We start from the raw sequence: 21,390 nt of genomic DNA on the forward strand, positions 1-21,390 counted from the left end.
GGCTTCAGTGTCTTTCGACGAGCCGGACGACGGGCTGCGCTACCCGGCTCCCGGGCTGCCGGACACCGAGTACGACAACGACTTCGACGACTCGGAGAACGAACCGACCGCGCCGCTCCCGACCCGCAGCCGTCCGGTGCTCCCGCCGGAGCCGCCGTCGGAGTGGCGGCAGCGCGCCGGCCGGGCCTGGCGCTTCACCCGGACGCTGGCGATCACGGTGCTGGTGCTGGTGGGGCTGGGAGCCGTCGGCAACGTGCTGATCAACCACTACCCGCGCACGAGCAAGCACACGTACACGTACAACAACGTGCAGCAGATGCTGATAGCCGTCGACGGCAACGGCTCGATCAACGTCACCGGCTCGGACACCGACGAGGTGACCATCAAGTCCACCGACAAGGCCACCCTGCTGGAACCGGTGGAGCGCCAGATCATCAGCGCCGGCGGCTACCTGCTGGTCAGCGTGCACTGCCCGAACAGCGAGTGCTCCTCGAAGTACGACATCCAAGTCCCGCGCTCGATGTCGGTCGAGGCGATGATGGACCACTCCAGCGACCAGGCGGACATCACGGCCACCGGACTGGACGCGGCGGTGAAGCTGTTCACCGGCCGCGGAAACGTCACGATCAACCACCTGGCGACCACATCGGACGTGAGCGTGACAGCCAACGGACAGGTCCAGGCCACGGACGTGAGCGCGGCGAACCTGGACGTGTTCGCACCCATAGGCGACAAGATAAACCTGCAGGTGGCGGGCGACATCGCGAACATCCAGAACATCCGCGTAACGGCCGGACAGCCGGCCGAGGTGACGCTGACCGTGCCGGCCGGCGGCTACCGGTTCTCGTGCGTGCCGGCCGGGCACTGCACCGGGGCCAACGGGGACATCACGCAGGATCTGACGAGTCAGGTGCACGAGGATCAGAACTCGACGCACAACATTCAGGTGAATGTGGTTCAGAACACTGCGAAGATCCAGGCGGACTGAGCCGGTTGTCGGGGCTGGTGCACCAGCCCCGGAAACGTCGAGGCGCGCCTCCCGGGCTCCATTGCCGGAGGCGCGCTGCTTTCCCAGACACTGCTAGCCGGGAGCGGTCTCTACCGCTTCCCGTTCCTGTCGGCACCCCGTCCGAGAACGCGCTTGGCGTCCGCGAGGTACTGCAGAAGGCGTCCGATCAAGAACGCCGCGTATACGACACCGAAGATGATCAGTACTTCCATGGGATCCTCACCTCCCACCGGTTCAGGCCGCGAGCCCGAGCGGGCCGGCCCCGGGATCGGCCGGGGGCGTCCACGGGCATTGCGGGCACCGGGACGGCCAGCACCGGGCGCACTCGCCCAGGTCCGGGTCCGCCCCGTCGGGCGCCGTCTCCCTCCGGGCCGCCAGGTAGGCCGCCCAACTGGCCTGCTGGGCCCGCTCCTGGTCGGCGACCCAGGGCTGCACCATGGCGGCGCCGAAGCACAAAGTGCATGTCAACCGTGCCTTGCCGATCCGGCCCTGCACGCAGCGCGGGCAGTCCTCCAGACCTGCTGACGATTGTTCGCGGGGCGTAGGGGTAGGTATCTCCATGAGGTCTCTTCCCGTCTCTTCGAGTGATGTCGGTTTGGGGCCTTTCCTCGCCGGGTCGACGCCGCACTACGTCGGCCCGGCTTTCGTTGGTCCAGGTGGGTGGCTCTTCAAGCAGAACCCTGTCGCGTACCCCTGTCTTAGTTGTACGATGCTCCTCGTCCGGAGGAGCTGTCAATTGCCACGCGCACTTTCTTCCTGAATCTGCAACAGGCATCTGCCGTATGGTGGTTGCACCATGTAGATGCCCACTGAACTTGCGTACGGAACATGCCTGACGGCCAGGAGGCCCAAGTGCGAGTGAACCAGCGGAACCAGCCGGTCGCGGGGATCAACGTTCTGCGCTGGGAGCTCGGGCAGGAGCTGCGTTCGCTCCGGTTGGCTGCGGGCAAGAGCATCGCGGACGCTGCGAGGCACTTGGAGTGTTCGGACGCGAAGATAAGCCGGATGGAGAATGGCCAGCGTGGAGCCGTCGCGCGGGACGTGCGCGACCTGTGCAAACTGTACGGGGTGCCGGCGCAGCGGCGTGACCAGTTGATGACGTTGAGCCGGGAAGCGCTGGCGGCTGATCAGGGCGCCAGCTCGACAATCGCCGGAAAGTACTCCACCTATGTGGCTCTGGAGACGCAGGCGAGGAGCCTGCGTAACTACGAGGCCACCTTCATCCCGGGCCTGCTGCAGACAGAGCGCTATTCGCGCGCGGTCATCACTCAGAACGGTGACGAGGGACTCCAGAGCGAGGACGTGGAGGCGCGTGTGCGGGTCCGCCTGGACCGTCAGCAGCGCGTGTGGGGCGGCGGCGACGACCTCCTGAAGGCACATTTCGTCATCGACGAGAACGTCCTGTGGCGGCCTGCCGGGGTTGACAGAGAGACCCGTGCGATCCGTGAGGAGCAGATCGATCTGCTGATCCGGGCGACCCGGCTCGACAACGTGACGTTGCAGGTCATGCCGTACTCCGCGGGCTTCTACCGGGGCATGGAGGGGTCGACGATCCTCCTGTTGAACCTCGACGAGGGTCCGCGGGTCAGCAGCACGTGCTACCTCGAGGGCATGTTCATGGAACTCTTCGTCCGCGGTCACGGCGAGATCGCGACCATCGGGGCGAAGTTCGAGGCCATGGCCAAGGTCGCCCTTTCCCCTGCCGACACTCGCAAATTCCTGATGCGACTGCTGCGCGGCACGTATCAACACTGGTCGTCCTCGCGGTCAGAGGGGCCGCGGGAACAAGGAAAGGTAGCCATGTCATGATCGACACCGACGGCCTGCAATGGCGCAAAGCCGCCGCCAGTACGGGGAACGGCGCTTGCGTTGAGCTGGCGCCGGGGGGAAGCGAGGCCGTGTACCTCAGGGATTCGAAGGACCCGCAAGGACCGGTTCTGATGTTCACACGCACGGAGATCGCCGCGTTCGTGGACGGTGCCAAGCGCGGGGAGTTCGACGACCTGGCCTGACCGGCGGCGTCGATCACCGAGGATTTTCAGCCCACCTGCAGCCGATCGGGTCCAAGGTGTGGACGAGCGCTCCACGCCCACAAGGCTCGGGGCGTTCGCAGGAACTCGCGGCGTGAGGCGGTTCGGGGCGTGAAAGCGGGCACGCGGTGCGATGCGCGAAGCCGTTCGCGTCCGTCACCTCGGCAAAGACTTGGTCATGGGAGACTTGCGGCGATTGCCCCAAGTACCAGCGGGTAGGAATTACTCCCGGTACGGCGCGTCAATTCGGGAGGGCAGTCCATGCAAATCGATCAAAGTGAGGCGCGCTGGGTCAAGTCCAGTGCATCCAACGGCAACGGGTCCTGTGTCGAGACGACCAGCGTCCGTACGGACGAGATCCTCGTCCGCAACAGCCGGGACCCGCAAGGTCCCGTCCTCGCCTTCACAAAAGCCGAATGGATCGCGTTCGTCGCAGGTGTGAAGGCCGGAGAGTTCGACGCGATCGTCTAAAACCGTCGCGGTTGCGGCCATTCCGGCGTCGGGTGTCGCCGCGGGTGCGTAGCATCGAGCGCGTGTCGTCCGAGAAGCCGCTGGTCTCCGAGTCCGCGTCCGCCGCCACTGATGCCGGTGGGCGTGGTCTTCCGTCTGTGCATGCCTTCCAAGTGGATCTGCGGGGGATCGTCGATCTCCTTTCGCACCACCTGTACTCCAGTCCGCGGGTGTTCGTGCGCGAACTTCTGCAGAATGCGGTGGATGCGATCACCGCTCGGCGGGCTGTGGATTCCGGTTCCCCTGCGGTGGTGCGGATTCTCGCGGATGGGGCGCGGGTGCAGGTGCGGGACAGTGGGATCGGTCTGACCGAGGACGAGGTGCATCGGTTTCTGGCCACCATCGGGCGGAGTTCGAAGCGCGGGGTGCGGAGCGGGCCGGGTGTGCCGGGTATGCGAGGCGTGCCGGAGGTGACGGGGGCTGAGGGCTTCGGCGGCGGGTTCGGTGATGCCGAAAGTGTGCTGGAGCTCGGTCGGGGGGACTTCCTCGGCCGTTTCGGGATCGGGTTGCTGGCGTGCTTCGTGGTCGCCGATGAGATCTGTGTGGTCACCAAGTCCGCTGTGGACGCCGATGCGCCGGCCGTCGAATGGCGGGGTGCCGCCGACGGTCACTACGACATCAGGATTCTGGCTCCTGAGGAGTCGCCCGCGGAGCCCGGGACGATCGTCACCCTGAAGCCGCGGCACGGCCAGGAGTTCTGGTTCCAGGCGACGCGGGTCGTCGAGCTGGCGCGGGACTTCGGCAGCCTGCTGCCGTACGAGACAGTGCTCGAAGACGAGGCCGGCTACACCTACCGCATCACCGAGACCCCGGCGGTCTGGGACCGCGAGTACCCCTCGCCGGGTACCCGCTTCGAGGCGTTGGCCGCCTACTGCCAGGACACCCTCGGCTTCGCGCCGTTGGACATGATCGAGCTCAACATTCCGCTGCTCGGGATCAAGGGCGCCGCCTACATCCTGCCCACCGCGGCCACCACCTCCGAGCAGGGCGGGCACCGGGTCCACATCAAGGGCATGCTGCTCACCGACCAGGCGCGCGGGCTGCTGCCGGACTGGGCTTTCTTCGTCCGCTGCGTCATCGACACCGACGCGCTGCGGCCCACCGCCTCCCGTGAGGCGCTGTACGAGGACGACCGGCTCGCCGCCGTGCGCGAGGCGCTCGGCAACCGGGTGCGCGACTGGCTCGCCGGGCTGGCCGCGACCGATCCGCCGCGCCTCAACCGGCTGCTGGCCGTGCACTACCTCGGGGTCAAGGCCCTGGCGCGCTTCGACGACGACCTGTTCGCGCTGACGCTGCCCTGGCTCCCCTTCGAGACCACGGCCGGCCGGCTGCCGCTGACGGCTTTCGCCGATCAGCACCGCGTCATCCACCTGACGGCCGGGGACGAGGAGTTCCAGCAGGTCTCGCAGATCGCCGCGGCGGTCGGCCTCGGTGTGGTGAACGGCGGCTACACCTACGACGCCGACCTGGTCCGCAAGCTGCCGCGGGCGCTGCCCGGCGTGACCGTGCTCGACCTGGACCCCGAGACCATCGCCGCGCACCTCGACACCGTCGACGGCGCCGAGGAGGCGGCTGCCGGACCGCTGCTGGCCACCGCCCGCCGGGTCCTGGACGCCCTCGACTGCGACGTGGCCCTGCGCGCCTACCACCCGGTCACCGTCCCCGCGCTGCTCCTGGACGGCCGCGAGGCCCGGCACGAGCGGGCCCGGGCCGACGCCGAGGCGGAGGCCGCGGCCGACGGCGACGACCTGTGGGCCGGCATCCTCGGCGCGCTGCGGACCGTGGGGCCGCGGGCGCGGCTGGTGCTGAACCATCGCAGTCCGCTGATCCAGGGCCTGGCCGAGCTGGACGACGCCGAACTGGCCGCCACCGGCGTCGAAGCCGTCTACGGCCAGGCGCTCCTGCTGTCCAAACGGCCGATCCGGTCCAGCGAGTCGGCACTGCTCAACCGGGCCTTCCTGGGCCTGCTGGGATTCGCCGTCGGGCGACGGCAGGAGCCCGGGACCGAAGAAGAGGACTGAGCCGGCCGATGTCCGTCATGCCCAGCACGAGCGAGCCGGCGTTCCAGCGTCAGACCTGGACCCCCGACGAACTGCGCGCGGCCCTGGTGGCGAACGAGGACGAGCCGCCGGGCCGGGCCCGGTCCGTGCGGGCCGAGGCGCTGCTCGCCGCCGCGGACAAGCTCGGCGACCCCGAGACCCAGATCTGCGCGCTGCACACGGTGATCGAGGCCTACGAACGGGGCGGGGAGAGCTTCCGCTCGCCGGTGCTGTTCTCGCGCCTATTGCGCCTGTGGGACCGCCACGGCAAGACCCTGCGCGACGCGAGCCGCCTCGAGTACGAGACGCACTGGGTGTTCAAGTGGATGACCGCCGACCTGCTCTCGGTCCCCGAGGTCCCGCTGGCGACGGTCCACGGCTTCGTCGGCGAGATGGAACGCCGCTACCGCCTGGCCGGATACGGCATGCGCGCCGTCCACGCCCAGCGCTTCCGGATAGCGCAGCACCTCGGAGACGCCGCCGAAGCCGAGACGCACTTCGGACGCTGGCTCGCGGCCGAGCGCGACCAGATGAGCGACTGCCGCGCCTGCGAGCACCTGGCGCAGGGCATGTGGCGTGCGGAACGCGGCGACGATCTCGCCGCGCTGCGCCTGTGGCGGCCGACCGTCGACAACGAGATGGCGTGCCTGGACGAGCCCTCCAGCACCCTCGCCGCGTCGCTGAAGCCGCTGCTGCGCCTGGGCCGACTCGACGAGGCACGTGCGAACCACCTGCGTGGCTACCGCCTGCTCCAAGGACACGTCGAGCAGCGCAGCGCCTTCGGACGCCACATCGAGTTCTGCGTGCTGTCGGGCAACGACGAGCGGGCCCTGGAGATCCTGACGGAGAACCGCCGCCTGTTCGACCCGCCCTTCGAACCGTCGGACTACCTCGAATTCCTGTCCTGCGTCGCGCTGCTGTTGCGCGCCCGCACTGCCGCCGGGAAGGACGAGGCGGTCGCCGGACCCGAAGGACGGGACTGGCCGATCGCCGAGCTGCTGCGCCGGGTGCGATCAGAGATCGACGATCTCACCCGCCGCTTCGACGCCCGCAACGGCAACACCGCGGTGAGTTCGCGCATCGCCGCCACGATCGGTCAGACGCCGCTGGTGGCCGAGCTGCCGCTGGTCGTCGTCCCGGTCCCGCGTCCGGCCGCACCGCCGCAGCTGCCGGAGCGAGAGTCGGAGACAGCGCCGCCGATCCAGCGCGAGCCGGTCCCCGAGCCCCTCCCCGACCTGCCCGACCCGGACGCGGACACCGACTTCGACGACCTCCTCGCGGAGGCCCGCCGGCTGTTCGACGTGGCCCATCCGGGAGCGATCAGGATGTGGGAACGGGTCGCGTCGGTGGCGTCTCGCCGCGGGATCGCGCTGGATCTGGAGGCGCAGGCGCAGCTCGCCGAGGAGCGCGCCGCCGACGCGCTGGACTGCGAGGACATGGAGCGGGCCGTCCGGCTGCTCGGCGAGGCCGTCGAGCGCTATGAGGCAGGCGGGCTGCAAGGGCGGGCCGTCGCCGTGCGGGCGCGCAAGCTGCTGGCCGAGGCGCTGCGGAAGAAGAACTACGAGCCGATCCCGGACCACGCGCTGGTCGAGCTCTACGCGACCGCCCGAGTGCTGCTGTCCCGTGGCCAGGCCGCGCCCGAGGACGTCCTGACCGTCCGCCGCGCGCAGGCTTTCGAAGCGCGCCGGACGACCGAGGTCGGCCCGTATTCCGACGCCGACGCCGACGCCGACGCCGACACCAGTGCCGAAGCCGATACCGAAGCCAGTGCCGAACCCGGCTCCGACCCCGAGCCCCGCATCGACCGCGAATCAGCCTTCGACGCCTTCGCGGAAAGCGTCGAAGCCCTCCTCGCCGACGCCATCGAGTTCGACGTCCCGGCCCGCGCCGCCGCCGCGCACACCATGCGGGCCGAGATCGCGCAGCGCCGCGGCCGCCCCGAGGAATCGGTACCGGAACTGCTGGCGGCCATAACGCTGTACGACCGTGCCGAGCGCCCCTGGGCGAATCTGCACCCGAACATGCTCCTCGCCCAGGCCTACCTCGCCGCCGACCGCGACGCCGACGCCGAACAGGCCGGCCTGGCCGCCCTCGACATCGCCGGGCGCTGGCCCGAGCAGCGGTTCCCGGCTGGCTACACCCGGCAGGTGCTGGCCAACGCCACCGGCGGCCTGGGCCGCTACGACGACAGCGCCGAGCACGCCCTGGAAGCCGTCGAGTGGGCCGACCGGCACGGCGTTCCTGACCTGGCCGCCAGCGCCCGCCACAGCCTCGCGTTCGCCTACGAGCAGCTGGGCCGCGACGCCGACGCCGCCGCCATCCTGGAGTCCGCGCTGCCGGAGATCGTCGAGCACCTCGACGACCCGACCGTGGTCAACGCCCGCTGGGCGCTGGCCCGCTGCCTGGGCCGCCTGGAGGACTACCGGGGCGCCGCCGAGCAGTACCTGCTGGCCGCTGCTATCGCTGAGCACTTCCCGCAGCAGGGCGGGCACGCCATGCTCGCGGCCTCCGCCGGGCACGCGCTGCGCGCCGCCGGGCTCGCCGACGAGGCCCGGCGCGCGTTCGACCGCGCCGTGATCCTGCTGCGGGCCCTGCCGGACCCGATCAACCTCGCCAAGACCCTCAGGGCCCTGGCCTGGGTGACGTTCGGCGAGTCGGAGGAGACGGCGCACGACAGCGAGCGCGAGGACGTCCTGGACCAGGTGCTGCTCCTGTTCGCGGAGGCCGCGCAGGTCCTGGAGGCGGCCGAGAGCTCCGGCGCGCACGAACGCGACGCCCAGGTCATCGCCTACGAGCTGGCCGAGACCGACGACCAGCTGGCCCGCCTGCACCTGAACGCCGACCTCTCCGACAAGGCGATGCCGTACGCCGAGCGCGCCGCCTCCGGCTTCCGGGCGCTGCTGCCGCACAGCGCGATGGACTACGACTTCTCCGAGCAGATGGTGGCCTGGCTGCTGGACCGGTACGGCAGCCGCGACGCCGCCGTCGAGCGGCTGCGCGAGGCGATCGCGGCGTGCACCGAGGCCGGGGTCGAGGCGGTGCGCTGCGTGGCGTTCCTGGAGCAGCTCTCGGACTGAGACCCCGTTTTCTCGCGCGCGTGCAACGATCCGCGCGCAGTCGGCCCTCTTCTGCGACAAGAGCACGAGAGAGGGGGACGGATGCGGGGCGACAGAAGTGGACGGATGCGGGGTGACAGAGTTGAAAGCCGCGCGGAACAAGAAGCAGAGTTCGGTGAGTTCATGGTCAGCCGGTGGGGCGGCCTGGTCCGGTTCGCCTACGGGCTGACCGGCGACCGCGGCCACGCCGAGGACCTGGCGCAGACCGCGCTGGCGAAGGCCTTCGCGTCATGGCCGAAGGTGCGGCGCGCACAGGACCCGGACGCCTACGTCCGCAGGATCCTGATCAACACCAACAACCACCGGTTCCGCAAGCGCCGGGTCGTCGAGCACCACGGTGAGGCCTCGGCCGAGCCCGCCGTCGGCGACGGCACCGCGGCCCTCGACCAGCGCGACGCGCTGGTGGCGGCGCTCATGGAGCTGCCGCCGAAGCAACGCGCGGTCGTCGTGCTCCGCTACTGGGACGGCCTGACGGAGACCCAGGCCGCCACGGTGCTCGGCTGCTCGGTCGGCACCGTGAAGAGCCAGGCCTCGCGGGCCCTGGCCAAGCTCCGCACCAGCACACAGCTTCAGGACAGGAGTCTGACCTCATGAACGGCGACCAGTTCGAACCGGGCCCGGACGGCTCCGGCGGTGCGGACCCCGGCGTCGACACCGACGCCTACCAGGAGATGTTCGCCGACCTGGGCCGCTTCACGACCGGAGCGATCCCGGTGGCCGCGGTGGTGCGGCGCGGCTGGGCGATCCGGGCCCGGCGGCGCGCGGTCGGGAGCGGGGCGCTCGCGATCGCGGCGGCGCTGTCGGTCGGCGTGCCGGTCGCGATCTCCGGCGGGGGCGGGGGCGGGGGTGCCGCGACCGGTCCGAGCGGGGTCTACGGGGCGACCAGCACCGGAGGGCGCGTCCACGTGAACCCGGTGCAGCTCACCCGCGGCAAGGGACTCTTCTCGGGCACGATCGACGGCAAGAAATGGAGCGTCGACTTCGACAACGTGAACTGCTACTACATTCAGTGGTCGTGCGGCTTCACCAAGCTGAATCCGTGGGACCAGTACGCCAGCCTGACCTACAACTCCAGTTGGGGACTGCAGGGCCAGCCCGACGACTACTCCCTGTTCTTGAGATCGGACGTGGCCTCGGCCACGATCACCCTTCAGGACGGAGAAGTCCTGAAGCTGGACGCGGTGCCCACCGTGGGAGTTCCCGTGGTCCTGTTCGCTCTGCCGTTCGGTCTCGGGGTCAGTAAGATCGAGCTCTTCGATGCCCATGGCGCGCAGATCGCATTTACGATGCCGTTCAATGTGAAGGGATCCGCGAGTACCGCAGGGCATTGGTACAAGCCCGGCGAGACGCCGGCGAAGGATGCCGGCTCGGTGGAAGTGGCGCGCATCGAGTTCGCTCCCGGCGAAGAGGCGATCTACACCGCTTACGCAGGAGCGGCGGGGCCGTGCCTGGTGTACCAGCAGGGCACGAAGGCGGAACAACATCCCGACCCGAATTGCGGGCTCTCTGCGACGAAGGGGTCGGAGACGATGGAGAACGGCAATGCGGGCGGGGGCGCCAGGTCCCCTCTGAGCTCGGGCTTCGGCCTCGTCGGTTCGAACGTCGCTCGTATGGAGCTCGACTTCACCGACGGCACCAAGAGCCCCGTGGCTATCAAGAGCCTCGGCGGTTACCGTTTCTACGCCTACTTCGAGACGGACAAAAAGGCTTTGCGCGCGGTCACGGCCTTCGACTCCGCGGGCAAGGCCCTTCCCCCGATGAAGGCGGCGTGGTGACGAACGTCGAACAGAAATGGCCATCCCCGGACACGACGCGGTAAACTCTTGCCGCAAGAGCCCCTGTCGCCGCTTGCGACCGGGGCTTCCGTCGTTAACACAAAGACGCGTCGCCCTAGAGGGACCTACTGGCAGCTAGTAGGCGTCTAGCGTTGGAAAGGCATCTCCCATGCCCGCTCTCGTGCTCGTCGGCGCCCAGTGGGGCGACGAAGGCAAGGGTAAGGCCACGGACCTGCTCGGCGGCTCGGTCGACTACGTCGTCCGCTACCAGGGCGGCAACAATGCCGGCCACACCGTCGTCATCGGCGACCAGAAGTACGCCCTGCACCTGCTGCCCTCTGGCATCCTCTCGCCCGGCTGCGTGCCGGTCATCGGCAACGGCGTGGTCATCGACCCGGCCGTACTGTTCGCCGAGCTCGACGGCCTGGACCAGCGCGGGGTCGACACCTCGCACCTGCTGATCTCGGCCAACGCGCACCTGATCACGCCCTACCACCGGACCATGGACAAGGTCAGCGAGCGGTTCCTGGGCAAGAACAAGATCGGCACCACCGGGCGCGGCATCGGGCCGACCTACGCGGACAAGATCAACCGGATCGGGGTGCGGGTCCAGGACCTGTTCGACCCCTCGATCCTGCTGCAGAAGGTCGAGGGCGCGCTGCGCGACCGGAACCAGATGCTGGTGAAGGTGTACAACCGGCGCGCGCTGAGCGCCGAGGCGGTGGTCGAGGAGTACCTGGGGTACGCCGAGCGGCTGCGGCCGATGGTCGCCGATACCTCGCTGGTGGTGAACAAGGCCCTGGACGAGGGCAAGGTGGTGCTGCTGGAGGGCGGCCAGGGCACGCTGCTGGACGTGGACCACGGCACCTATCCGTTCGTCACCTCCTCGAACCCGACCACCGGCGGGGCGTGCACCGGCGCCGGCATCGGCCCGACCCGCATCACCCGCAGCATCGGCATCCTGAAGGCGTACGCGACCCGCGTCGGCGCCGGCCCGTTCCCGACCGAGCTGTTCGACGAGAACGGCGAGGCGCTGCGCAGCATCGGCCACGAGTACGGCGTCACCACCGGCCGGGACCGGCGCTGCGGCTGGTTCGACGCGCCGGTGGCGCGTTACGCCTCCCGGGTGAACGGCCTGACCGACTTCTTCCTCACCAAGCTGGACGTGCTGACCGGCTTCGAGCGGATCCCGGTCTGTGTGGCCTACGACGTGGACGGCGTCCGGCACGACGAGATCCCGATGACCCAGACCGACTTCCACCACGCGACCCCGATCTACGAGGAGTTCCCCGGCTGGACCGAGGACATCTCGGGCTGCAAGTCCTTCGAGGACCTGCCGGCGAACGCGAAGTCGTACGTGAAGGCGCTGGAGGAGATGTCCGGGGCCCCGATCTCGGCGATCGGCGTCGGCCCGGAGCGCAACGCCACGATCCAGCTGCGCTCGTTCCTGTAGGTCCCCCTGTAGGCCCCCTGTGTAAGGGCCTCCGGACGATTCCTTGACACGTTGCGGCCTCCCGAGCGGGGGGCCGCAACATGTACGTTCGGGGTTATGACTGACATCTCCTCCGACGACCTGAAGGCGGCTGGCGCGCAGGTCTTCGCGAACGACCGCGCCCACGTGTTCCACTCCTGGTCGGCGCAGGGGGCGATCAGCCCGCTCCCGGTCGCCGGCGCGGAGGGTTCCTACTTCTGGGACTACGACGGCAACCGCTACCTGGACTTCTCCTCCCAGCTGGTGAACACCAACATCGGCCACCAGCACCCCAAGGTCGTCGCGGCGATCCAGGAGCAGGCCGGCAAGCTGTGCACCATCGCGCCGTCGTTCGCCAACGACGTGCGCGGCGAGGCCGCGCGGCTGATCGCCGAGCTGGCTCCGGGCGACCTGAACTACGTCTTCTTCACCAACGGCGGCGCCGAGGCGGTCGAGAACGCGGTCCGCATGGCGCGGTTGCACACCGGCCGCAGCAAGGTGCTCTCCACCTACCGCAGCTACCACGGCTCCACCTCGACGGCCATCTCCCTCACCGGCGACCCGCGCCGCTGGGCCAACGATGCCGTGGGCCAGTCCACCGGCGGCGCCGTGCACTTCTTCGGCCCGCACCTGTACCGCTCGCACTTCCACGCCACGACCGAGGCCGAGGAGTGCCAGCGCGCGCTCCAGCACCTCGAGGAGACCATCCAGTACGAGGGCCCGGCGACGATCGCCGCGGTCATCCTGGAGAGCATCGTCGGCACCGCCGGCGTGCTGCTGCCGCCGGCCGGCTACCTGGCGGGCGTGCGGGAGCTGTGCGACAAGTACGGGATCGTCTACATCGCCGACGAGGTGATGGCCGGCTTCGCGCGCTCCGGCGCGTGGTTCGCCGTCGACCACTGGGGCGTCACCCCGGACCTGATCGCCTTCGCCAAGGGCTCCAACTCCGGCTACGTCCCGGTCGGTGGTGTGATCATCTCCGAGAAGATCCGCGAGACCTTCAAGGACCGCGTCTACCCCGGCGGCCTGACCTACTCCGGGCACCCACTGGCGTGCGCCTCCATCGTCGCGACCATCAACGCGATGAAGGAGGAGGGCATCATCGAGCACGCGGCGCGGCTCGGCGAGGAGGTCTTCGGACCGGAGCTGCGCGCGATCGCGGAGAAGCACCCGAGCGTCGGCGAGGTGCGCGGCGTCGGCGCGTTCTGGGCGCTGGACCTGGTCCGCTCCAAGGAGACGCGCGAGATGCTCGTGCCCTACAACGCGGCCGGCGCGGACGCGGCGCCGATGAACGAGCTCGCGGCGGCGATGAAGGCGCGCGGCGTGTGGCCGTTCATCAACTTCAACCGGCTGCACGTGGTGCCGCCGTGCACCATCTCCGAGGAGGACGCGCGCAAGGGTCTGGCGGCGCTGGACGAGGCGCTGGACGTCGTGGACGCCTACGCGAGCTGACGTCCGCACGGCGGTGGAAGCACACGATGACGACGCGCGCTGCCGACCGGCAGCGCGCGTCATCTGCTGATATCTCCCCGCTCCTCAAGGAACTGCGTCACCGCACGTTTTTTTGGGACTGTCGCGTTCGCGTCCTGAGATCGATCAAGGTCCGAACACGACTAAAGTTGCCACATGAGCCACGAGGTGGTCTTCCTCCCGCACATCCTGGGCCAGACGTGGGGCCAGGCCTTGGCCGCCGCGCGCACGGCGGCCCGCGAGGAGGACCCGAGGATAGTGGCCGCGCGCCTGGAGCCGTGGCCCGACCTCGTGCTCCACGCCGCGCAGATCCTGGGCCAGATCGAGGAGTTCCGCGGCCGGGGCCAGCGTGAACTGGTGCATCCGGTGACCCGGCTGCGGTTCACGTTCTTCGGCGAGGACGGCGTCATCGCGCTGCCCTACTGGTACGACGGCCCGGTCGCCCGGATGGCGGCGACGATGGCGTTCCGCTTCGCGCACGCGGTGGAGTCGGACACCGGCCTGGCGGCGTACGACCCGCAGCAGCGCATGCCGCTGGCCGAGATGGGCCTGGAGAAGTTCGTCGCCGGATACCTGCGCGGCCGTGAGCGGGCGCTGGAACAGACGCAGGCGCGCGGCCCGGTGCCGGTCGGACACGCGCTGCCGACCGGACGGAGCGCGACGCGGCGCGAGTTGGCGGCGGGGCCCTCGGCGGCCGGTTCAAGCGCTGCGGACGGCGGTGCGCGGGCCGGCGAGGCGGGCGCGCGTCCCGTGGCGGATGCGGGCCGGCCGACGGATCCCCGACGGCTGCGGCCGGCGGGGGCGCAAGGACGTACCGATGACGCGGTCGGCAGGGGGCCGCGCCCGAAGAACCCTGATGTCCGGCCCGGAGGCGGGTCCGGCGCGGGCTCGGGAGCCGATGCGGTCGGGCCCACCGACGCGCGGCGGCTGCGGCCGGCCGGGACGCCGGGTCGGGGACCGGCCCCGGGACCGCGGCAGGCGGCGAATCCTGGCCGGATACGGCGAGACGGCAAGCCGGCTCGGGACGACGTCCCCGGAGCGGGAACACCGTCCGCGCGGCGCGAAGGCGCGGAGCGGCGGCGTGAGGGCGCGGAGGCGCGGCAGGCTGCTGATTCGGGTCCGATAGCCGGCTCGGGCTGGTTCCGGCGCGGGAAACCGGCGCGGGGCGAACAGCCGCAGCGGTCGGGGAAGGCGCCGCGTCGAGGTGAGCCCTCTGATTCGGGCCGGGTGCAGCAGCCTGGGAGAGTGGCCGAGCCTCGGAAGGCGCCGCGCCGGGAGCCTTCCGACGCAGAGCGGGTGCAACGGCCACGCGACGCGGCAGACATCAGCCGGGTGCCTCGGCGTGGCGAGCGTGAGGCCGAGCAGACACAACGATCCGGAAGAGCAGCGGAGCCCAGAAAGGTCTCGCGCCGCGAACGTGCGGAGGCCGAGCAGGCGCAGCGCTCCGGACGCGCGCCGGAACCCAGAAAGGCCTCGCGCCGCGAGCGCGCGGAGGCTGAGCAGGCCCAGCGGTCGCGGAACCCCCAACGGGACGGTGCGCCGCCTGGAAGCGAGTGGGTGCCGCGTCCGGGGCGTCCGGAGCCGCGTGGTGGCGTGCCTTCCGATCCTCGCCGCCCGGAGCCGCGCGGGAGTGCTCCCGCCGATCCCGGTCGCGCGCCGCGTTCGGGGCAGCCGCCACAAGGCGGTCGGGCTTCGCAGCGCGACGAGCCGTGGGGGACCGGAGAGCCGCCGCCGCGGCGCCCGCCGCAGCGTGAGGAGCCTTTCCAGCCTCCGGACTTCTAGGGCGCATGGGAGTTGCGCACTAAGCTCTGCCGTGATGATCTCGCGCTCGGAATTCCAGCTGGTCCTCCTGCGTCGGATGGCCGACTACCAACCGGCCCTCGTGGAACAGGCTCGGCAGGGCCTCGGCTTCACCATCACTGAGATGCGTGAAGCGAACGCCTGGTGGCAACGCTATGTGCGGTCGCGCTCCTCACCGCGCGGGCCGGAGCGCTTCAGAGCGGTGCTCGGTCCGCCGGACAACGAGATGGACATGCGGACCGGGGATCTGGTCAGCCGGCTCTATCACTGGGTGCTGCCGTTGTGGCCGGAGCTGCGCTTCGAGATCGTGGTCGGGCCGGGCGGGCAGGTCTGGCAGGAGTGGCTGGTGCGGGCGCCCGGGACGAAGCCGCCGGCGGCGCCGGAGGATCAGGCGCTGGAGCCGTGGGAGTACGTGGTCGGCGACCTGGAGCGGATGTATCCGCGGGTGCGGCACCTTCCCGAGGACGCTCCGACGCGCTGGCACAGTGAATACGGGTACGACGACGGGCACGGCGTCGTCGCGCGGCGCCGGGCCCGGTTCGTTTACGGGCTTCTGCAGGAAGTGTCGGAGCCTCTGGACGGACCCGCTTAGAACGCTTTCTAGCCGTGCGTCTTAGCGAGCAGCTGCAGGATCTCCGCAGTTGAGGCGCGCTGGCCGATCTGCGGGAAGATGCGCTCGACGGCGTTCTCATGCACTTCGATACCGCGGTCGGCCATGGCGTCGGTGGCGAAGGCCACGCTGTAGTTGTGCGCGTACGCCTCGCGCGCCGTGGTGTCGACGCCGCGGCTGGTGACCAGGCCGGCCAGGACGATCTGCGTGACGCCGCGCCGGCGCAGCTGGGTGTCGAGGTCGGTGCCGTGGAAGGCGCCCCACTGGTGCTTGGTGACCCGGATGTCGGTGCTCTGCGCGCCGAGCTCGTCGACGATGACGGCGAAGTCCGCGGGCATCCCCTCGTCGTCGCCGTCCTCGTCCGGCTCTTCGTCGTCCCGGCCCTTCGGGGCGTCGGCGAAGTCGGGGGAGAAGGAGACGTTCACCAGGACGACCGGGAGACCGTGGGCGCGGAAGGCGTCGGCCAGTTCCTTGCCGCGTGCCACTACCTCGGTACCGCTATAGGGAACTGCGGGAGGGGCGACGATGCCGTGCTGGAGGTCGATGAGGACGAGCGCGGTCTTCGGGTCGAGCGTGGTCAGCGCCATGTCGCGGGTTCCTTATCCGTTCTGTTCGCCTTGCGCGGTCCGAAGGGACTGCGAGCGGTCGACGAGCACCACCGCGAGCAGCAGCAGACCGCAGCCGATCATAACGACGGCGAGCGAATGGAGGCCGCCTGAAGACGCCCCGGTGCGGAAGACGATCGCCACCGCGGCCGACGACAGGATGGCGCCGAGGTACTGGAACGTGCGCAACAGTCCCGAGGCGGTCCCCATGCGTGAAGCATCCGCCTGACGGAACAGGGCGTTCTGGTTGGCGAGACCGTTCATGCCCTGCGTGGTGCCCGCCAGAAGGCCCACGGCTATGAGGATCCATATAGCGGTTCCCCGGTTAAGGGCGAGCAGCGCTGTAGACGCCGCGATCATCGACACGGTTCCGACGAAGAGCTTGCTGCGGATCCCGTTGCGCCGTCCGGTGAACCAGGCCACGACGATCGCGGTGAGCGAGGTCGGCAGGACGACGAGACCGGCTGCGGAGGCGCTGAGGCCGCGTCCTTCTTCCAGCCACTGCGTGAATCCGTAGATGAAACAGTAGGTGAGGATGTAGGTGAGTGTCTGGCGCAGATAGGTGATCAGCAGCGGAGTGTTCCCGCCGAAGATGCGCAGATCAATGAAGGGCTCCCCTATGCGGAGCTCTACACGAGCGAACGCCATGGCAATCGCAGCTGCGATGACGAGCAGGTAGAGGTGGCCGACGCTCAGGTCCATGAGGAAGAGCAGCAGGCTGGTCAGCATCGCGGCGAACAGGCCCATGCCCACCAGATCGATGCGGCTCTCGGTCCCTATTGGAGCGCTCTTGGGGAGCCTGCGCGCGCCGAGCGTTATACAGACCAGCGCCAGAGGGATGTTGACGGCGAACACCAGGCGCCATCCGCCGACGCCGATGAGTGCGCCACCGAGCGTGGGGCCGATGACCATCGTGCTCTGCGCCGATATGGAGAGCGCTGTGAGGATTCCGCTGGGCGTCTTCATACCGGTGCGCTGTGCCTCGCCGCGCACCGTGTGCATCGCTGCGGGGAACTGCGCGCTGGTCCCGAAGCCCAACAACACGCGCGCCACGATCAACACCCCGAGTGATGGTGCTATAGCACCGATCACTCCGGCGATGCCGACCATCCCGGCCCCGGCGAGGAAGAGCGGACGCGCCCCGAAGCGGTCCACAAGCCGGCCGATCACCGGCTGGCCTATAGCGGTCGCGAGGTAGAGCGCCGACACGAGCCACGCCGTCGCCGCCGGCGAGGCGCCGAAGGCCGTGCCGATCGGCACCAGCGCGATCGCGATCATCGAGGAGTTGATCGGGTTGAGGGTCGCGCCGAGGAGGAGCGGGACGGTGAGGCGCCGGTTGAAGGCGGGGGCCGGTGCCGCGTCCGGAACCTCGGCCGGAGCGGAGGTCTGCGGGGGTGTGTCTGTAGCCGTCATTCGCTCAACCGCTCCAACAGCCCCAAGGCCTCGACCACCGTCGCGAGTTCGTCCGCCGAGAACCGCTCCCGTAGCGCCTGCTCCAGCCATTCGTCGCGGGCCCGCCGCGATCCGCTCACCGTCCGGTCGGCCGTCTGCGTCAGCTCGATGAGCTGGCGGCGGCCGTCGTCCGGGTCCTGGCGGCGGGCGATCATGCCGCGCTCCTCCAGCACCGCCACGGTGGTGGCCATCGACTGCGGGCGCACGCGCTCGGCCTTCGCCAGGTCGCTGGTCGAGGCCGGGCCGTCGCGGTCCAGGCGGCCCAGGACCGCCAGCTGCGAGGCGGTCAGTTCGTGGACGTCGTCCACCTCGCGCAGCCGGCGGCGCAGGCGGCCGACCAGCACGCGCAGTTCGCGGGCCGCGCGTGCGGCGTCCGTGGCGGTGCCGCCGGCTTCGCTGCCGCTACCGCCAGCGCCGCCGCTGCCCTGCCGATCCATCCCGATCCCAGCAGCCATACCTTCAGTCTAAACTGTGCAGTCCAGACTGTCTATCTCCCTCGCCGGTACCCTAACGACCATGAAGGTCCTCGTCATCGGCACCGGCGGCCGCGAGCACGCCCTCGCCCGCGCCCTCAGCACCGACCCCGCCGTCACCGCGCTCTACTGCGCGCCCGGCAACCCCGGCATCGCGGAGATCGCCGAGCTGCGCCCGGTCGACGCGCAGGACCCGGCGGCGGTGCGGGACCTGGCCGTCGCGCTCGGCGTGGACCTGGTCGTCGTGGGGCCGGAGGCGCCGCTGGTGGCCGGGGTCGCCGATCCGGTGCGGGAAGCGGGGATCGCGGTGTTCGGGCCGTCGAAGGCCGCCGCGTTGCTGGAGGGCTCCAAGGCGTTCGCCAAGGAGGTCATGGCCGCCGCCGGCATCCCGACCGCCAAGGCCTACGTCTGCGAGAGCGAGGCCGAGTACGTCAAGGCGCTCGACGAGTTCGCCGGCTTCCCCTACGTGGTGAAGGACGACGCGCTCGCCGCAGGCAAGGGCGTCGTCGTCACTGAGGACCGCACCGCCGCACTGGAGCACGCGCGCGCCTGCGGCCGCGTCGTCATCGAGGAGTACCTCGACGGCCCCGAGGTCTCGCTGTTCGGCGTCACCGACGGCACCACCGTCATCCCGATGATGCCCTCGCAGGACTTCAAGCGGATCGGCGACGGCGACGCCGGCCCCAACACCGGCGGGATGGGCGCCTACTGCCCGCTGCCGTGGGCGCCGGAGGGGCTGACCGACGAAGTCGTCGCGACGGTCCTGCAGCCGCTCGTCGACGAGATGCACCGCCGCGGCACCCCGTTCGCCGGGCTGGTCTACGCCGGCCTCGCCCTGACCTCCAAGGGCCTGCGCGTCGTGGAGTTCAACGCGCGTTTCGGCGACCCCGAGACGCAGAGTGTGCTGGCCATGCTCGAGTCCCCGCTGTCCGAGCTGCTGTATCCGGCTGCGACCGGCACCCTCGCCGAGGCGCCCGGGCCGCGCTGGCGGGACGGCGCGTCGGTCACCGTCGTGATGGCCGCCGCTGGCTATCCGGGCACGCCGCGCGGCGGCGACGTGATCACCGGGATCGCGGCCGCCGAGCAGCTGGGCACCGTGGTGAACCAGGCCGGGACCCAGCGGAACGCGGACGGCGACCTGGTCACCGCGGGCGGCCGGGTGCTGGCGGTGACCGCCGTGGCGGACGGCCTCGGTGCCGCGCGCGCCAAGGCGTACGAGGGCGTCGCGGTGGTCGGTTTCGACGGCGAGCAGCACCGCACCGACATCGCCGCGGAGGCCGCGAAAACAGCTGGCTGATACGCCGGCTGACAAGTCACCGTGAGGCACGGATCCCTTACCCCGCCATCCGAAAGTGTGTATTCACGCCACGGCCGCTAACCGCTGTGGGTGTTTCGCGCTAGCCTTCGCAACAGGCTCGTAAGCGGCCTGGACGCTTGGGGGATCCATCAGCACGGTGACTGCGACGACGGCGCGGGTGAGCGCCCACAGGGCGGCCCGCGCGCTACTGCGCGTCCGCGCGTGGGTGATAGCGGCCTACGCCCTCAGCGCTGCGGCGGCGAGCGCGGGCCTGATCGGCCTGGCGCGGGTGCGCGGCTGGGACGGTGCCGGGCCCGAGGTGGCGGTCGTGGCGGCCGCCGTGGTCTGCGTGCTGTGGGCACTGCCCGCGGTCCGGCTGCACCGCAGCGCCGTGGCACCGCCGAAGACCGTCCCGCTCGGTGGCGAGGCCGCCCCCGAACTGGAACTGCTGGTCCGGCAGCTCGCGCTGCAACTCCAGGTGCCGACCCCGGCCGGGATCGAGCTGTCCCCGGACTGCGACGCCTGGCTCGATCCGCGTCCCGGGGGCCCGGTGCTGGTCATCGGGGCGCCGTTCCTGTGGTGGCTGCGGGTCAGCGAGCTGCGGGGACTGCTGGCGCCGCTGGTCGCCGGGATGGCCGCGGCCGGGGACGAGCGGATCGTGCGGGCCCGGGCCTTCGCCAACCGGAGCATCGGCGCGCTGCACGGCCGTCCGGGCCGGACCCTCCGGGTGTTCCCCGGCTGCCGGCTCCGGGTCGCCGGCTACTTCGAGGCCCGCGCCGAGGCGCTGGAACGGGTCGTGGCCTGGGAGGCGGTGGCGGCCTCGCGGATGATCGAGCCCGCGGCCCGGGCCTACGCGCACGAACAGATCAACATGGCCGCCGCCGGCTGGGACCGGGTCCTGACCCGGCTGGCCCACCCGGCGTGGGAGTCGGGCTACTGCCCGGTGGGGCTGAACGTGGCGCTGGTCGGCGCGCTGACCTCGCTGGGCCGCCGGGACCGGATGGCCGGCTCGCTGGCCACCCGGCTGAGCGAGCGGCCGGCGTGCGACCTGCTGGAGCGGCCCGGCGACGTGGACGCGCACGCGTCGCGGATGGCCGCGGAGCTGTTCGAGGGCCGCCGGATCGAGCGGACGGTGACCTGGGAGCGGTACGTCACCGCCGTCACCGAGCCGGAGCTGGTGCGGCGTGCCGAGTCGGTGCCGGAGGAGCACCCGGCGGCGAAGCGGATACGCACCCTGATCGCCGACGCCGGGGTGCCCGGCGCGCGGCGCGGCGAGACCGAGGCCCGGGGTGGCGACGGTCTGCAGGGCGCGGTGATCCCCGGCCCGCGTCTGGGGGAAGCGGACGACATGCCGTCCGGCGACGTCGCGGAGCCCGACATCGACAGCCTCGCCGCCTACCTCGCGGTCCGCCTCGTCGAGGCGCGCCTGGCGTCCTGGGGCCTGGACTGGCTGGACGGCCCGGTCCTGCGCGACCGCGTCGGGGACACGGTGCCGATCCACGACATGGCCGCGGCGCTCGCGGACGCCGGCGACGTGTCCCGGCTCTCGGACTGGCTCGCGCACATCACTCGCTGAATCCCGGGTACGTCACCTGCTCCAAGCAGGACGCGGGATAACGCTGTATTCGAAGCATGAACGCAGTATTCGAAAACTTTCCTGCGTCAGAACGAACCTCAGGACCCTCTTGAGGGTCCACGCACGTGAAAAAATTTGGGGGGTGGCGCCGACACGG

Annotated in this window: 18 protein-coding genes; 14 read left to right on the forward strand and 4 right to left on the reverse strand. The window is 70.5% G+C overall.

Going from position 1 to position 21,390, the window contains the following annotated elements; genetic code table 11:
- Positions 1–7: 7 nt before the first annotated feature.
- Positions 8–988, forward strand: a complete 981-nt coding sequence (locus tag ABH920_RS02660; RefSeq protein WP_370346325.1) for a hypothetical protein — start codon at positions 8–10, stop codon at positions 986–988.
- Positions 989–1,243: 255 nt separating this feature from the next.
- Here ABH920_RS02660 and ABH920_RS02665 read toward each other — a convergent pair whose 3' ends face one another.
- The gene (locus tag ABH920_RS02665; protein WP_370346328.1) at positions 1,244–1,570 is read right to left on the reverse strand and encodes a hypothetical protein; all 327 of its coding nucleotides are present in this window, start codon (positions 1,568–1,570) and stop codon (positions 1,244–1,246) included.
- A gap of 267 nt (positions 1,571–1,837) precedes the next feature.
- Between ABH920_RS02665 and ABH920_RS02670 the strand changes: the two genes are divergently transcribed.
- From ABH920_RS02670 to ABH920_RS02720, 11 genes are all read left to right on the forward strand, one after another.
- Entirely contained in the window at positions 1,838–2,818 is a 981-nt protein-coding gene (locus ABH920_RS02670) for a helix-turn-helix domain-containing protein (protein WP_370346330.1), read from the forward strand.
- Positions 2,815–3,021 (forward strand): DUF397 domain-containing protein, encoded by a 207-nt coding sequence (locus ABH920_RS02675; protein ID WP_370346332.1) that lies wholly within the window; start codon positions 2,815–2,817, stop codon positions 3,019–3,021. Before ABH920_RS02670 ends, ABH920_RS02675 begins: the two co-directional genes overlap by 4 nt.
- A gap of 279 nt (positions 3,022–3,300) precedes the next feature.
- On the forward strand, positions 3,301–3,510 hold the full coding sequence (locus tag ABH920_RS02680; RefSeq protein WP_370346334.1) for a DUF397 domain-containing protein: 210 nt from the start codon (positions 3,301–3,303) through the stop codon (positions 3,508–3,510).
- 62 nt (positions 3,511–3,572) lie between these two features.
- Entirely contained in the window at positions 3,573–5,570 is a 1,998-nt protein-coding gene (locus ABH920_RS02685; RefSeq protein ID WP_370346336.1) for an HSP90 family protein, read from the forward strand.
- A gap of 17 nt (positions 5,571–5,587) precedes the next feature.
- Positions 5,588–8,665 carry a hypothetical protein gene (locus tag ABH920_RS02690; protein WP_370346338.1) on the forward strand — a complete coding sequence of 1,026 codons (3,078 nt, stop codon included), beginning with the start codon at positions 5,588–5,590 and terminating at the stop codon, positions 8,663–8,665.
- Positions 8,666–8,770: 105 nt separating this feature from the next.
- Entirely contained in the window at positions 8,771–9,298 is a 528-nt protein-coding gene (locus ABH920_RS02695) for a SigE family RNA polymerase sigma factor (RefSeq protein WP_370346340.1), read from the forward strand.
- Positions 9,295–10,479, forward strand: coding sequence for a hypothetical protein (locus ABH920_RS02700; RefSeq protein WP_370346342.1), 1,185 nt, complete (start codon positions 9,295–9,297; stop codon positions 10,477–10,479). Before ABH920_RS02695 ends, ABH920_RS02700 begins: the two co-directional genes overlap by 4 nt.
- Before the next feature lie 169 nt (positions 10,480–10,648).
- Positions 10,649–11,932 (forward strand): adenylosuccinate synthase, encoded by a 1,284-nt coding sequence (locus ABH920_RS02705; RefSeq protein ID WP_370346344.1) that lies wholly within the window; start codon positions 10,649–10,651, stop codon positions 11,930–11,932.
- Between the two features lie 96 nt (positions 11,933–12,028).
- Positions 12,029–13,402: an aspartate aminotransferase family protein gene (locus ABH920_RS02710; protein WP_370346346.1), complete on the forward strand. Its 1,374-nt coding sequence runs from the start codon at positions 12,029–12,031 to the stop codon at positions 13,400–13,402.
- 174 nt (positions 13,403–13,576) lie between these two features.
- Entirely contained in the window at positions 13,577–15,202 is a 1,626-nt protein-coding gene (locus ABH920_RS02715; protein WP_370346348.1) for a hypothetical protein, read from the forward strand.
- 34 nt (positions 15,203–15,236) lie between these two features.
- Entirely contained in the window at positions 15,237–15,812 is a 576-nt protein-coding gene (locus ABH920_RS02720) for a hypothetical protein (protein ID WP_370346350.1), read from the forward strand.
- Between the two features lie 8 nt (positions 15,813–15,820).
- Here ABH920_RS02720 and ABH920_RS02725 read toward each other — a convergent pair whose 3' ends face one another.
- Genes ABH920_RS02725 through ABH920_RS02735 form a run of 3 tightly spaced genes read right to left on the reverse strand, consistent with a single transcriptional unit; the run spans position 15,821 to position 18,342 of the window.
- Positions 15,821–16,417 (reverse strand): isochorismatase family protein, encoded by a 597-nt coding sequence (locus ABH920_RS02725; protein WP_370346352.1) that lies wholly within the window; start codon positions 16,415–16,417, stop codon positions 15,821–15,823.
- Positions 16,418–16,429: 12 nt separating this feature from the next.
- On the reverse strand, positions 16,430–17,848 hold the full coding sequence (locus tag ABH920_RS02730) for an MFS transporter (protein WP_370346354.1): 1,419 nt from the start codon (positions 17,846–17,848) through the stop codon (positions 16,430–16,432).
- Positions 17,845–18,342: a MarR family winged helix-turn-helix transcriptional regulator gene (locus tag ABH920_RS02735; RefSeq protein WP_370346356.1), complete on the reverse strand. Its 498-nt coding sequence runs from the start codon at positions 18,340–18,342 to the stop codon at positions 17,845–17,847. Before ABH920_RS02735 ends, ABH920_RS02730 begins: the two co-directional genes overlap by 4 nt.
- Before the next feature lie 61 nt (positions 18,343–18,403).
- Between ABH920_RS02735 and purD the strand changes: the two genes are divergently transcribed.
- Together purD and ABH920_RS02745 are read left to right on the forward strand one after the other, a co-directional pair.
- On the forward strand, positions 18,404–19,657 hold the full coding sequence (gene purD / locus ABH920_RS02740) for a phosphoribosylamine--glycine ligase (protein ID WP_370346358.1): 1,254 nt from the start codon (positions 18,404–18,406) through the stop codon (positions 19,655–19,657).
- A gap of 178 nt (positions 19,658–19,835) precedes the next feature.
- Positions 19,836–21,233 carry a hypothetical protein gene (locus ABH920_RS02745; RefSeq protein ID WP_370346360.1) on the forward strand — a complete coding sequence of 466 codons (1,398 nt, stop codon included), beginning with the start codon at positions 19,836–19,838 and terminating at the stop codon, positions 21,231–21,233.
- Positions 21,234–21,390: the final 157 nt, after the last annotated feature.

Source organism: Catenulispora sp. EB89, assembly GCF_041261445.1.
Taxonomy (GTDB): domain Bacteria; phylum Actinomycetota; class Actinomycetes; order Streptomycetales; family Catenulisporaceae; genus Catenulispora.

Coding starts and splice junctions, on each gene's coding strand:
- ABH920_RS02695 (WP_370346340.1), top strand. CDS start 8,771: ATGCGGGGTGACAGAGTTGAAAGCCGCGCGGAACAAGAAGCAGAGTTC.
- ABH920_RS02730 (WP_370346354.1), bottom strand. CDS start 17,848: ATGACGGCTACAGACACACCCCCGCAGACCTCCGCTCCGGCCGAGGTT.
- ABH920_RS02705 (WP_370346344.1), top strand. CDS start 10,649: ATGCCCGCTCTCGTGCTCGTCGGCGCCCAGTGGGGCGACGAAGGCAAG.
- ABH920_RS02675 (WP_370346332.1), top strand. CDS start 2,815: ATGATCGACACCGACGGCCTGCAATGGCGCAAAGCCGCCGCCAGTACG.
- ABH920_RS02665 (WP_370346328.1), bottom strand. CDS start 1,570: ATGGAGATACCTACCCCTACGCCCCGCGAACAATCGTCAGCAGGTCTG.
- ABH920_RS02735 (WP_370346356.1), bottom strand. CDS start 18,342: ATGGCTGCTGGGATCGGGATGGATCGGCAGGGCAGCGGCGGCGCTGGC.
- ABH920_RS02700 (WP_370346342.1), top strand. CDS start 9,295: ATGAACGGCGACCAGTTCGAACCGGGCCCGGACGGCTCCGGCGGTGCG.
- ABH920_RS02690 (WP_370346338.1), top strand. CDS start 5,588: ATGCCCAGCACGAGCGAGCCGGCGTTCCAGCGTCAGACCTGGACCCCC.
- ABH920_RS02720 (WP_370346350.1), top strand. CDS start 15,237: ATGATCTCGCGCTCGGAATTCCAGCTGGTCCTCCTGCGTCGGATGGCC.
- ABH920_RS02715 (WP_370346348.1), top strand. CDS start 13,577: ATGAGCCACGAGGTGGTCTTCCTCCCGCACATCCTGGGCCAGACGTGG.
- ABH920_RS02670 (WP_370346330.1), top strand. CDS start 1,838: ATGCCTGACGGCCAGGAGGCCCAAGTGCGAGTGAACCAGCGGAACCAG.
- ABH920_RS02725 (WP_370346352.1), bottom strand. CDS start 16,417: ATGGCGCTGACCACGCTCGACCCGAAGACCGCGCTCGTCCTCATCGAC.
- purD (WP_370346358.1), top strand. CDS start 18,404: ATGAAGGTCCTCGTCATCGGCACCGGCGGCCGCGAGCACGCCCTCGCC.
- ABH920_RS02680 (WP_370346334.1), top strand. CDS start 3,301: ATGCAAATCGATCAAAGTGAGGCGCGCTGGGTCAAGTCCAGTGCATCC.
- ABH920_RS02710 (WP_370346346.1), top strand. CDS start 12,029: ATGACTGACATCTCCTCCGACGACCTGAAGGCGGCTGGCGCGCAGGTC.